Source organism: Amycolatopsis jiangsuensis (genome assembly GCF_014204865.1).
Taxonomy (GTDB): Bacteria; Actinomycetota; Actinomycetes; order Mycobacteriales; family Pseudonocardiaceae; genus Amycolatopsis; species Amycolatopsis jiangsuensis.
On sequence record NZ_JACHMG010000001.1, the window covers coordinates 7,680,070 to 7,691,870 of the forward strand.

At 71.3% G+C, this 11,801-nt stretch carries 13 protein-coding genes; 7 read left to right on the plus strand and 6 right to left on the minus strand.

All coding sequences use genetic code 11. The features are described from left to right. The first annotated feature begins 117 nt into the window (after positions 1 to 117). On the plus strand, positions 118 to 561 hold the full coding sequence (locus BJY18_RS34385) for a DUF6292 family protein (RefSeq protein WP_184783998.1): 444 nt from the start codon (positions 118 to 120) through the stop codon (positions 559 to 561). Between the two features lie 75 nt (positions 562 to 636). Here BJY18_RS34385 and BJY18_RS34390 read toward each other — a convergent pair whose 3' ends face one another. From BJY18_RS34390 to BJY18_RS34400, 3 genes are read right to left on the minus strand one after another with little or no spacing between them, the layout of a single operon-like run. Beyond that, the gene (locus tag BJY18_RS34390; RefSeq protein WP_184783999.1) at positions 637 to 2,208 is read right to left on the minus strand and encodes a glycoside hydrolase family 13 protein; all 1,572 of its coding nucleotides are present in this window, start codon (positions 2,206 to 2,208) and stop codon (positions 637 to 639) included. Further along, the gene (locus BJY18_RS34395) at positions 2,208 to 2,597 is read right to left on the minus strand and encodes a globin (protein WP_376774747.1); all 390 of its coding nucleotides are present in this window, start codon (positions 2,595 to 2,597) and stop codon (positions 2,208 to 2,210) included. The genes BJY18_RS34390 and BJY18_RS34395 overlap by 1 nt, the downstream gene beginning before the upstream one ends. 34 nt (positions 2,598 to 2,631) lie before the next feature. Next, positions 2,632 to 3,609 (minus strand): mechanosensitive ion channel family protein, encoded by a 978-nt coding sequence (locus BJY18_RS34400; RefSeq protein ID WP_312874062.1) that lies wholly within the window; start codon positions 3,607 to 3,609, stop codon positions 2,632 to 2,634. A gap of 365 nt (positions 3,610 to 3,974) precedes the next feature. Here BJY18_RS34400 and BJY18_RS34405 point away from each other — a divergent pair, with 365 nt between their 5' ends. Next, on the plus strand, positions 3,975 to 4,472 hold the full coding sequence (locus BJY18_RS34405; protein ID WP_184785029.1) for an HNH endonuclease: 498 nt from the start codon (positions 3,975 to 3,977) through the stop codon (positions 4,470 to 4,472). Between the two features lie 175 nt (positions 4,473 to 4,647). On the opposite strand, the gene BJY18_RS36495 is transcribed toward BJY18_RS34405, so the two are convergent. Beyond that, positions 4,648 to 4,965 (minus strand): hypothetical protein, encoded by a 318-nt coding sequence (locus BJY18_RS36495; protein ID WP_221458106.1) that lies wholly within the window; start codon positions 4,963 to 4,965, stop codon positions 4,648 to 4,650. Between the two features lie 420 nt (positions 4,966 to 5,385). On the opposite strand from BJY18_RS36495, the gene ctaJ reads away from it, so the two are divergent. After that, entirely contained in the window at positions 5,386 to 5,637 is a 252-nt protein-coding gene (ctaJ, locus tag BJY18_RS34415) for an aa3-type cytochrome oxidase subunit CtaJ (RefSeq protein ID WP_184784003.1), read from the plus strand. After that, positions 5,624 to 6,118, plus strand: a complete 495-nt coding sequence (locus BJY18_RS34420) for a DUF5130 family protein (protein ID WP_184784004.1) — start codon at positions 5,624 to 5,626, stop codon at positions 6,116 to 6,118. The genes ctaJ and BJY18_RS34420 overlap by 14 nt, the downstream gene beginning before the upstream one ends. A gap of 76 nt (positions 6,119 to 6,194) precedes the next feature. On the opposite strand, the gene pepN is transcribed toward BJY18_RS34420, so the two are convergent. Next, a complete protein-coding gene (gene pepN, locus BJY18_RS34425) occupies positions 6,195 to 8,762 on the minus strand; it encodes an aminopeptidase N (protein WP_184784005.1) in 2,568 nt (855 codons plus the stop codon). 184 nt (positions 8,763 to 8,946) lie between these two features. On the opposite strand from pepN, the gene BJY18_RS34430 reads away from it, so the two are divergent. Beyond that, on the plus strand, positions 8,947 to 9,564 hold the full coding sequence (locus BJY18_RS34430) for a mycothiol-dependent nitroreductase Rv2466c family protein (protein WP_184784006.1): 618 nt from the start codon (positions 8,947 to 8,949) through the stop codon (positions 9,562 to 9,564). Positions 9,565 to 9,606: 42 nt separating this feature from the next. On the opposite strand, the gene BJY18_RS34435 is transcribed toward BJY18_RS34430, so the two are convergent. Continuing rightward, positions 9,607 to 10,398, minus strand: coding sequence for an MBL fold metallo-hydrolase (locus tag BJY18_RS34435; protein WP_184784007.1), 792 nt, complete (start codon positions 10,396 to 10,398; stop codon positions 9,607 to 9,609). A 97-nt stretch (positions 10,399 to 10,495) separates the two neighbouring features. Here BJY18_RS34435 and BJY18_RS34440 point away from each other — a divergent pair, with 97 nt between their 5' ends. Both BJY18_RS34440 and BJY18_RS34445 read left to right on the plus strand, forming a co-directional pair. After that, on the plus strand, positions 10,496 to 10,969 hold the full coding sequence (locus tag BJY18_RS34440; protein ID WP_184784008.1) for a ribose-5-phosphate isomerase: 474 nt from the start codon (positions 10,496 to 10,498) through the stop codon (positions 10,967 to 10,969). Next, positions 10,969 to 11,778: an Fpg/Nei family DNA glycosylase gene (locus tag BJY18_RS34445; RefSeq protein WP_184784009.1), complete on the plus strand. Its 810-nt coding sequence runs from the start codon at positions 10,969 to 10,971 to the stop codon at positions 11,776 to 11,778. Before BJY18_RS34440 ends, BJY18_RS34445 begins: the two co-directional genes overlap by 1 nt. Positions 11,779 to 11,801: the final 23 nt, after the last annotated feature.

The window sequence follows — 11,801 nt, forward strand, 5'->3', positions numbered from 1 at the left end:
TGCCCCTTGCCCCGGCAGGTAGAGTCGATGCCGGTTCATCAGCCGGATGTCTGATTCGGCGCACCCCGATCACCGTGCCCGCCCGTTCCCGCCCGCGGGCGGCGGAAGAGGAGAACCATGCTGCGCTCCGGTCCCGACCGTCCGATGTCCCTGCCCGCCGCGGACGATCCGCAGGCCTTACGACGGGTGCTCGTCGCGTACGTGCGCGAGGTCGCCGCGGCAGTGGGGGTGTCGCCGGAGTGCACTTCGTGCGAGGTCGCCGACACGGTCACCGCGTACGTGGCGCTGAACGGCCGTTCGCCACGGTTTCCGGGGCGGGACTTGATGTTGCTGTGGAACGCCGGTCAGGGCTGGACGTTGTCGGTCGAGACGGTGCCCGCCGAACCCGCCGTCGTGGTGGCCCGGTTGCGCGGCGAGGTGACGCCGGAACCGGCCCGGGTACGCCGGTTCGTGGCCGAACTGCTGAGCATGCCGGACGAGACCGGAGGAATCCCGGCGCGCGCCGTGCTGGACCACGGCGAGCTGAGACGGCGGCTGGAGGCCACCGCCACATCGTCCTGAACGAGCCGTGGTGCGGGAAAAACCCCGCGGTACGGCCGCGAGGTCAGCTGTCCACTGTGGACGACCCGAACGCGGTCAGACGAGCCAGGCGGCGGAGTCCGGCGGCAGCCGGCGCTGCTCGAGCGGGCTGCTGCTGAGCAGGATTTCCCCGGGTGGCAGGGCAATCGAGCTGGCCGAGGTGTTCACCGCGCAGATCAGCCCGCCCCGCCCGCGGCGGAACGCGAAGCAGCCGGCCGGCGCGCCGTACCATTCGAGCTCGTCACCGGCACGGAACGCCGGATGGGTCCTGCGCAGCTCCACCGCGCGCCGGTACAGCGACAGCGTGGAATCCGGGTCCTCCAGCTGCCGTTCCACGGTCAGCTCGGCCCAGTCCGGCGGCATCGGCAGCCAGGTGCGCGGATTTCGGGAAAACCCGAACGGCGGCAAAGCACCTTCCCACGGCATCGGCACGCGTTCGGCGTCACGGCCGTACTCCGGGCCCTGCGTGCGCGCCCGCGGATCGGTGAGCGCCTCCACCGGCAGATCCGCGTTCGGCAGCCCCAGTTCTTCGCCGTTGTAGAGGTACACCGCGCCCGGAAGCGCCAGCTCCACCAACGCCATCGCACGCGCCCGGCGCACCCCGGTCGCGCCGCCGCCGTACCGGCTCACCGTGCGCCACACGTCGTGGTTGGACAGCGTCCACGTCGCGGGCGCCCCGGCTGCCCGCGGTACGGCCAGCGAGCGTTCGATCGCGGTACGCAGCGCGTCCGCGTCGAAATGGGTCAGCACCAGGCGGAAGTTGAACGCCAGGTGCAGTTCGTCCGGGCGCAGGTAGCGGGCCAGCCGCTCCTCGTCACGTACCCAGATCTCGCCGACCGCCATGGTGTCCGGGTACTCGTCGAGCACCTTCCGGATCATCCGGTGCACGTCGTGCACGCCGTCGTCGTCGAAACGGGGATCGTACGGTTCGCCGTGCTGCTCGCCGTCCGAGCCGGCCAGGCGCCGGTCCATGTCCGGCAGCCCGGCGGGTTTGGCCATGCCGTGCGCGACGTCGACGCGGAACCCGTCCACCCCGCGGTCCAGCCAGAACCGCAGAGTGCGCTCGAGGTCGTAGCGCACCTCGGCGTCGGCCCAGTTCAGATCCGGCTGCTGCGGGGCGAACAAGTGCAGGTACCACTGGCCGTCCGGCACCCGCGTCCAGGCCGGGCCGCCGAACACGCTGACCCAGTTGTTGGGTGGTTCGGCGCCGTCCGGGCCACGGCCGTCGCGGAAGACGTAGCGCTCCCGCTCCGGACTGCCGGGGGCGGCGGCCATCGCGGACTTGAACCAGGCGTGCTGGTTGCTGGTGTGGTTCGGCACCACGTCCACGGTGACCCGGATGCCGCGCCGGTGCGCCTCGGCCAGCAGCTCGTCGAAGTCGCGCAGCGTGCCGAACATCGGGTCGACGTCACGGGGATCGGCCACGTCGTAACCGTGATCGGCCATCGGGGACCGGTAGAACGGCGTGAGCCACAGCGCGTCCACGCCCAGCAGCTCCAGGTAGCCGAGGCGGCTGCGGAGGCCTTCGAGATCACCCACGCCATCGGCGTCGGAGTCCGCGAACGAGCGTACGTAGACCTGGTAGAAGACTGCGTCGGACCACCACGACGGCCCGGGCGCACCGCCCATCAGACGAAGCTGTTCATCATGCTGTGCGCGGCCATCTCGAGGTAGGCCCACAGCTGCTCGCGGTAGGGCTCGGGCAGGTTCTCCTCGTCCACGGCCACCCGGATCGCCCGCAGCCAGGCGTCCCGTTCGATCGGGCCGATCTTGAACGGCGCGTGCCGCATGCGCAGCCGGGGGTGGCCGCGGCGGTCGGAGTAGGTGTGCGGACCGCCCCAGTACTGCATGAGGAACAGCCGGAACCGCTCCTCGGCCGGGCCGAGGTCCTCCTCCGGGTACAGCGGGCGCAGGATCTCGTCCCGCGCGACCTCCTGGTAGAACCGCGCGACGATCCGCCGGAAGGTCGGCTCACCGCCCACGGCCTCGTACAGGTTCGCCGGTTCCGGGCCACTCACAGTCGACACTCCTCCATCTTGCCTTGCCCGCCGGTCACTTGTCGGCCGACGGGGCGGACAGGTACCGGCCGAGCGGCGGCTCGAAGCCCGCTTCCTCCAGCGCACCCATCAGCTGCCCGCGCAGCGCACGCTGCACGGCCCACTGCTTGCCCGGCCGCACCTTCACCGTCAGCCGGAGCTGGATGCTCTCCGGGGTGACCTTCTCCACCCCGAGCATTTCCGGCTGCTCCAGCACGTGGGCCGATAGCGCCTCGCTCTGCACGGCCCTGGTGGCGGCCTCGCCGAGCACTGTCGTCGCGAGGTCCACGTCGGCGGAGTACCCGACCGGGACGTCGACCACCGCCACCGCGAAGCCCTGGCTCGAGTTGCCCACGCGCAGCACCTCGCCGTTGCGCACGTACCAGACGGTGCCCTGCAGGTCGCGCAGCGTGGTGATGCGCAGGCCGACGGCCTCGACCGTGCCGCTCGCCTCGCCGACGTCGACGATGTCGCCCACGCCGTACTGGTCCTCGATCATCATGAAGATCCCGGACAGAAAATCCTTGACCAGGTTCTGCGCGCCGAATCCGAGCGCGACGCCGACGACGCCGGCCGAAGCGATCAGCGGCGCGAGGTCGTAGCCGAGTTCGCCGACCACGAGGCAGAACGCGGTGCCGTAGATCAGGAGGCTGGACACCGACTTCAGCACCGAGCCGATGGTCTTGGCACGCTGCAGCCGGCGTTCGAGCACCGCCGGGCCGAGCATGTCCGGCGCGCGTTCCCGCAGCGGGCGCAGCAGTGCGGGCAACTTGCCGCCGGTGCTGGGCAGCCTGGTCACCCGGTCGATCAGCCGTCGGGTGAGATAGCGCACGATGAAGGCGATGACGAGGATCAGGATGATCCGCAGCGGTTTGGTGACCAGCCAGCCCGTCGAGCCGGCGAGCCACTCGTTGTGCGTGACCGCGAAGACCTGCGAGCAGAACGTGCTCGGGTCGGAGATGCACGAGGGTGGGGCGCTGAGCACGGCATTCACGAGCTGAGGAAGTCCTTTCGTCGCGTTTTTTCCCGGCGTTCCGCGGCGGCCGGTGGGTGGCCTGCGGGCTGCGGCTGTGTGACACGTCATGGAACACACGTGCGCCGGGGGCCTGATGTGTGGTCGACTATGCCTGCACCGGTGGAGGTGGTCGAGTGCCAGACCGACAACCCGTCCCCCTCGGCGGCGGCGGCCAAGCCATGGCCGACGAGCCGCCGGAGGTGGTCCTGCGTGCCCGAGCGGGAGGTTCCGCATCCGGCGGAGCTGATCCGTACGGGCCGGGGACCCGGCCAGGGGGAGTCATCCGTCCGCCCGGACAGCGTAGAGCTGCCGAGCCCGCGGCCCCGGCCTGGGGCCGTCGTCGCGTGCTGCTGCTGAACGCGACCTTCGAGCCACTGACCGCGGTGCCGATGCGGCGCGCGGTGGTGCTCGTGATGTGCGGCAAGGCCGAGGTCGTGCACGGTGACCCGGCGGGAGTGCAGCTGCACGCCGCCAAGGTGTCCCTGCCCGTGCCGTCGGTGATCCGGCTCAGCACGTACGTGCGGGTGCCCTACCGCGCGAAGGTCCCGCTCACCCGCGCCGGGCTGATGCACCGCGACCGCTACCGCTGCGCCTACTGCGGTGGCCGGGCGGAGACGATCGACCACGTCGTGCCCCGCAGTCGCGGCGGCCCGCACAGCTGGACCAACTGCGTGGCCTGCTGTGCGAAGTGCAACCACCGCAAGGCCGACCGCATGCTGTCCGAGATCGGCTGGCGGCTGCGCGTGGTGCCTCGCGCTCCCCACGGCCCGCACTGGCGGCTCCTGGCCCATTCCAAGGAAGCCGACCCGCTGTGGCAGCCGTACCTGGGTTCGGCGGCCTGAGGACGATCCGCCTGCGGGACGGCGGCGCGCCGGCCCGGCGTCGCTGCGGGCCCGGGAGCGTCAACGGCCTGTCCGGCCTCCGGCGGAGTACCGGCCCGGACACGCCGGCACCCCGGCTGCCTTGCGGCGGCCGGGGTGAGCCGTGGGCTTCCCGCGGCGGGTGCGCGGGTGCTGGTCAGGCGGCGAGGCTGTAGTCCGCCTGGCAGGTGACGCGGGTGCCCATGGTGACCCGGGTGCCGCGGGTGACCCGGGTGCCCATGGTGACGCGCGTGCCCCTGGTGACCCGGGTGCCCATGGTGACGCGGGTGCCCCTGGTGACCCTGGTCCCCATCGTGACGCGGGTGCCCCTGGTGACCCGAGTGCCCATCGTGACGCGGGTCCCCATCGTGACCCGGGTGCCCCTGGTGACCCGGGTCCCCATCGTGACGCGGGTGCCCCTGGTGACCCTGGTCCCCATCGTCACGCGGGTGCCGCGGGTGACCCGCGTGCCCATGGTGACCCGCGTTCCGCGGGTGACCCGAGTGCCGCGCGTAACCCTTGTGCCGGAGGTCACACCCGTTCCGGCGAAAAATTCGACGTCGTTGGGTGATGAAAAGGGTGCGGTGGTCGCCTGAGCGGGGGACTGTGCGCTCTGCATGACGGGGCCTCCTGGGACCGGTGCGTAACCTGCTGGGGCGTGGGAGTGGGGCGCAAGGCCCGTACAGGTGAAAAAGCTACGAGCATTTCAGCGTTCCGACAAGACGCCATCGACCGGTACGGCCGCCTGTACGGTGAGTTGCCATCATTCGGCCCGGGGTGCTTCGCCCCAACGTGCGAGTGCGGGCGAGCCAAGCGGCGGACGGCCCCTGCCCGGCGGCGAGCGGTAGGCGCGCCGCGGACGTGCCCGCACCGGCCATCCGATACGCTCACCGGCGTGAACGTTGTCGAGACGATCCTGGTCTACGCGGTCATCCCCCTGGCGATCTACCTGGTGGTCGGAGCGGCCACCCTGCGCAAGAGGCACTCGGGGACGCCGCGGTACCGGCCGGGCCAGCCCTGGGAGTACCCCGCGATGTGGTGGACCGGCAATCCGGACGGCGTCGGCGCCGGGCACGGAGCCGGTGCGGAAGGTGCGGCGCCCGCGGGTGCCGCGACGGCAGCGGGAGGCGCTCGTGGCAAGTGGTGAGCTCACCCACGCGGCCGGCACGGCCGACGTGGCGGAGAAGGACCTCCCGTTCGGCGAGGTGATCACGAACAGCGGCCGCCGTTCGGCCGCGAAGATGTACGAGCCGGACACGGCGACCAGCCCGTTCACGGTGCAGCAGCTCGCCCGGCTCGACGAGGCGCTGACGTTCGCCAGCCGCGAAACGGCCCTCGCCTTCAGCGTCTACCTCGGTGACCTCGGCGAGGACACCCGCGCCGAGGCGGAGCGGCTGCACGCCTCCACCGAGGACCCGGGCAACGCGGTGCTGATCGCGGTGTCCCCGGCGCAGCGCGCGATCGAGATCGTCACCGGGCAGCGGGCGCACCTGCGGCTCCCGGACCGCGGCGCGAACCTCGCGGTGGCCAGCATGGTCGCCTCCTTCAAGGAGGCCGACCTGGTCGGTGGACTCGTCAACGCCCTGCGCATGCTCAGCGACCAGGCGGGTCCCGACCCGAAGCGCTGACGTCGCCCCGTACTTGGAACGCTGAAGGCCCCCTCGCGAGAAATCCGCGAGGGGGCCTTCAGCTGTCTCCGGGTGCTCAGGCCTGGCTGTCGAAGTCCCGGGCGGCGAGCGCCCGTACGATGCCCGCCCGGCCTTCGGACACCAGCCGGCGCAGGGCGGCCGAGTGCTGGCCCTCGAGCCATTCGTCGGACGCGCTCACCGTGGCCGGTTCGATCGCCCATGACGGGAACAGCCCGACCGCGGTCGGCTGTGCCCGCTCGCTGGACCGGCGTGCCCACACGTCGTCGATCACCTCGAAGTACCGGGCGACGTAGTCACCCAGCAGGTGCTTCTGCCCGGGGTGGGAGAAGCCGGAGATGAGCGCGTCGCTGACGGCGTTGGGGATCTCGTCGTCGTAGATCGCCCGCTGCCAGGTCTCCGCCTTGGCCTCCGGGGTCGGCCGCAGGGCACGGCACCGTTCGGCGTGCCGGCGGCCCGCGGCGGTGTCGTCCTCGGCGAGTTCGGCGTCGATCTCCGGCACGTCCGCCCTGCCGTGCGCGACGAGCGTCTGCAGCAGCCGCCAGCGCAGGTCGGTGTCCACGGTCAGGCCCGGCAGCGGCGCGGAGCCGTCCAGCCAGCCCGCGACGGCGGCCAGCGCCTCGTCGTCGAGCACACCGCCGGCCAGCGAGTTCACGAACGCCAGCTGGTGGTCCGATCCCGCCTCGGCGGTGCGGGCCAGCTCCAGCAGCCGCCCGGACAGCGCGGGCCAGCCCTGCTCGGCCGCCCACTTCTGGTCGGCGTAGGAGTTCAGCGCGGTCTGCGCCTGCAGCAGCAACCGCTGCACCACGCCGACCTCGCTTTCCGCGTGGATGCCGCGGGCCACCAGGGTGACGAAGTCCCGGGCCTTGAGCTCCGCCTCGCGGGTCATCTCCCACGCGGCCGACCAGCACAGGGTGCGCGGCAGCGGTTCGGTGATGTCGGAGATCCGGTCGATCAGCGTGGTCAGCGACGCCGGGTCGAGCCGCATCCGGCAGTAGGTCAGGTCGTCGTCGTTGACCAGCACGAGCTGGCCCGCTGCCTGGCCCACCAGCTCCGGCACCTCGGTGCGGGCCCCGGACACGTCCAGCTCCACGCGGCGGATCCGGGCGATCCGGCCGCTGCCGTCCTCGTCGTAGACGCCGACCGCGACGCGGTGCGTGCGCAGCTCGCCGGCACCCGGCTTGGCACCGGTCTGCACGACGGCGAACGAGGAGAACGTGCCGTCGGCGGCGATCTCGTACCGCGGGCTCAGCGAGTTGAGGCCGGTGGTCTCCAGCCATTCCGCGCTCCACCACGAAAGATCGCGTCCGGACGCCTCCTCCAGCGCGGCCAGCAGGTCGGCCAGGGTGGCGTTGCCCCACGCGTGCTTGCCGAAGTACAGCTTGAGCCCGTCGAGGAAGTGCTCGATACCGACGTAGGAGACCAGCTGCTTGAGCACGCTGGCACCCTTGGCGTAGGTGATGCCGTCGAAGTTCACCTCGACCGCGTGCAGGTCGACGATGTCGGCCGCGATCGGGTGCGTGGAGGGCAGCTGGTCCTGCCGGTAGGCCCAGGACTTCTCGATGTTGGCGAAGCTGGTCCAGGCGTTGCGGTACTCGGTGGCCTCGGCCTGGGAGAAGACGCTCGCGAAGGTCGCGAACGACTCGTTCAGCCACAGGTCGTCCCACCACCGCATGGTGACCAGGTCGCCGAACCACATGTGCGCCATCTCGTGCAGCAGCGTCTCGGCGCGCCGCTCGTAGGCGTAGCGGGTGACCCGGCTGCGGAACACGTAGTCCTCGAGGAAGGTGACCGCGCCGGCGTTCTCCATCGCGCCCGCGTTGAACTCCGGCACGAACAGCTGGTCGTACTTGGAGAACGGGTACGGGGTGCCGAACTTCTCGTGGTAGAAGGCGAAACCCTGCTTGGTCTCGGTGAAGAGCCGGTCGGTGTCCAGGTACTGCGCCAGCGACGCGCGGCAGTAGAGGCCCAGCGGGATCGTCTTGTGCTCGTCCCGGAACTCGTCGCGCCATTCGGCGTACGGGCCGGCGATGAGCGCCACCAGGTACGTGGAGATCCGCTCGGATTCGGCGAACCGGACCCGGCGGCCGCCGTCGGCGGTGTCCTCGGACGAGGCGGCCAGCGCGTTCGACACGACCTTCCAGTCCCGCGGGGCGTGCACGGTGATCCGGTAGACCGACTTCAGGTCCGGCTGGTCGAAGCAGGCGAACATGCGCTTGGCGTCGGCCGTCTCGAACTGGGTGTAGAGGTACACGCCGTCGTCGACGGGGTCGACGAAGCGGTGCAGGCCCTCGCCGGTGTTGGTGTACTGGCAGTCGGCGATGACCACCAGCTCGTTCTCCGCGGCGAGAGCGGGCAGCGCGATGCCCTTGTCCTCGGCGTAGCCGCGCACATCGAGCTCGGTGCCGTTGAGCACGGCGGAGCGGACACCTTCGGCGACGAGGTCGATCCAGGACGTCTCGCCGGGCCGGACGGCGGAGAAGCGCACGGTGGTCGTGGAGAGGAAGGTCTTCTCCCCGGGTCCGCCGTGGCCGTCGGTCAGATCCAGCTCGATGTCGTAGGACGCGACTTCCAGCAGGCCGGAGCGCTGCTTGGCTTCGTCACGAGTCAGGTTGGGGGCGGGCACGGGCACCTCTGGTCTTCGTTTCCGGTTACGGTTTCCACACTGCCGAGCATCCAATCATGGCCGCACCCGCGGGGGCGAGAAGGGAACAAGCCACCCGGTCGCGTGCGTTGGCCAGCTGTGCGGGGGCCTGCCCCGCCGTTCCGGCACACCGCCGGTGGTGAACGTCCCGAGGAGTTCCTGAGACATGACTGCCGCGTCCCAGCCCACGAAGGTGGATTTCTACTTCGACCCGATCTGCCCGTTCGCGTGGATCACCTCCCGCTGGATTCTCGAGGTGGAGAAGCAGCGCGATCTGGACCTCACTTTCCGGGTGATGAGCCTGTCGGTGCTCAACGAGGGACGTGACGAGCTGCCGGAGAACTACAAGGCGCTGCTCAGCGAGGGCTGGCCGCCGGTCCGGGTGGCCACCGCGCTGGCCCAGCACAGGGACCAGGCGGCGGTGCGCGCCTACTACACCGAGTTCGGCACCCGCTACCACAACCAGGGCAACAAGGATCGCGTCGCGGTGCTCAAGGAGGCGCTGGACGCCGTCGGCGCCCCGGAGCTGTTCGCGGCGGGCGAATCCACCGAGTACGACGAGGCGCTGCGCAAGAGCCACCACGAGGGCATGGACCCGGTCGGCATGGACGTCGGCACGCCGACGATCCACGTGAACGGGGTGGCGTTCTTCGGCCCGGTGCTCAGCTCCATCCCGAGGGGCGAGGACGCGCTGCGGATCTTCGACGGCGCGGTCGCGATGGCGAGCTACCCGGACTTCTTCGAACTCAAGCGCACCCGCAGCGGCGAGCTGAACTTCGACTGACCCCTCGTGAGTGGCGAGGCCGGTTCTCGCCGGCTTCGTCACTCACCGGAGGGCAAGGGCGGCTCGGGTGACGTCGGCCGGGTAAGGCGAGGCGGCGATCGCCTCGGCCGGCGTCGCGTCGGCGGCTCGAAGCGCGGCGAGGGTGCTCAGGCCGTCTCGGTGCTGTCGCACGAACGCGGCGTCCACCGGGTCGCCGTGGCCGGGGACGACGATTCGCGGGGCGAGCGCGAGCAGTGCGTCCAACGCGGCCGGCCATTCGGCGAGGTGGGCGTCCGGCCCGAACGAGTCCGCGGTGAACCCGTGCGGACCGTGCTCGACGAGGTCGCCGGCGAAGACCACGCCGGCGTCCGGGACGTGCACCAGCAGATCGTGGTCGGTGTGCCCGGGTCCGGGGTGGCGCAGCGCCACGGTGCGGCCGCCGAGATCGAGGTCCGCGTGCTCCTGCACCAGCCGGTCCGGGGGCATGATCCCGGTCCGTCCGAGTGCCTCGGCGAGTTCCGGCTTGCCCTCTTCGCGGTAGCGGGCGGCCTGGTCCCGTTTCGCTGCTTCGCCGTGCTCGACGAGTTCGGTCAGGCACCCGGCCTGTGCCCACACGTCGCACGGCAGGAACGGCGTGGTGCCGAAGGCGTGGTCGAAGTGCGCGTGTGTGTAGACCACAGTCCACGGGAGGTCGGTCACCTCTCGCACCGCGGCGGCGAGTTCGGCGCCCTGGTCGACGTCGCCGCGAGTGTCGATCACCAGGCACCGGCGTGTGCCGAGCACGAGGCCGGTGGTCAGGTCGAGTTCCCCGTACCGGCGGGCGCGCACTCCGTCGGCCACCTCGATCCAGGTCATGCAGCCTCCAGGGTTCCGCCGGACAGCGTGGACGGCCCGGTGTGCTGTCCACCCCCGGAGCATGCCCGGTGCGCGCCGAGGTGGCAGACTCCGCCCTGTGCGCGTCTACTTGGGATCCGACCACGCCGGTTTCGAACTGAAGAACCACCTCGCCCGCCACCTCGGCGAGCAGGGGCACGAAATCGTCGACGTCGGCCCGCACGTCTACGACGCGGCCGACGACTACCCGGCCTACTGCGTGGAGACCGCGCGGCGCGTGGTCGCCGACGAGGGCAGCCTGGGGATCGTCATCGGCGGATCCGGCAACGGCGAGCAGATCGCCGCCAACAAGGTGCCCGGCGCACGCGCCGGCCTCGGCTGGAGCGTCGAGACGGCGAAGCTGTGCCGCGAGCACAACCACGCCCAGCTGCTCGGCGTCGGGGCGCGGATGCACACCGCGGAGCAGGCGACCGAGATCGTCGAGGCGTTCCTGGCCACCCCGCAGTCGCCGGACGAACGGCACGCCCGGCGGGTCCGGCAGCTGCTGGACTACGAGCGCACCGGCACCCCGCCGCCGTTGCCGCAAGCCTGATGCCCGAAGGGCACACGCTGCACCGGCTGGCCCGTCTGCACCAGCGCCGGTACGCGGGGGCGGCGGTCGCGGTCAGCAGCCCGCAGGGGAGGTTCTCCGCCGAAGCCGCGAAGCTGGACGGGCAGGTGTTCGTCGCCTCGGAGGCACACGGGAAGCACCTGTTCCACCACTACGGTCCACTGGGGACGGTGCACGTCCACCTCGGCCTGTACGGGACGTTCGCCGAATCGCCGCTGCCCGAAGCGGATCCGGTCGGCCAGGTGCGGATGCGGCTGTCCGGCCGGACGCACTGGACCGACCTGCGCGGCCCGAACCGCTGTGAACTGCTCGACCCCGCCCAGGTGGACGCCATCAGGGCGCGTCTGGGGCCGGACCCGTTGCGTCGCGACGCGAAACCGGACCGGGCGTGGGACCGGATCTCGCGCTCGCGCACGTCGGTGGCCGCGTTGCTGATGGACCAGGCCGTGCTGGCCGGGGTCGGCAACGTCTACCGGGCCGAGGTGCTGTTCCGCCGTGGCGTGGCCCCGCTGGTGCCGGGCCGCGCGCTGGATCGCGGGCTGTGGGACGAGATGTGGGCGGATCTGGTGAAGCTGATGCGCGCCGGGGTAAGGGTGGGCCGCATCGACACGGTCGCGCCGAAGCACCTGCCCGCCGCGATGGGCCGAGCGCCCCGCGAGGACCGCCACGGCGGCGAGGTGTACGTCTACCGCCGCGCCGGAATGCCCTGCCTGGTGTGCGGAACGCCGGTGGCGCACCAGGAACTGGCGGGGCGAAAGCTCTACTGGTGCCCGACCTGCCAGCCGTCCTGACTTCGCGGACTTGCGGCGGGGCC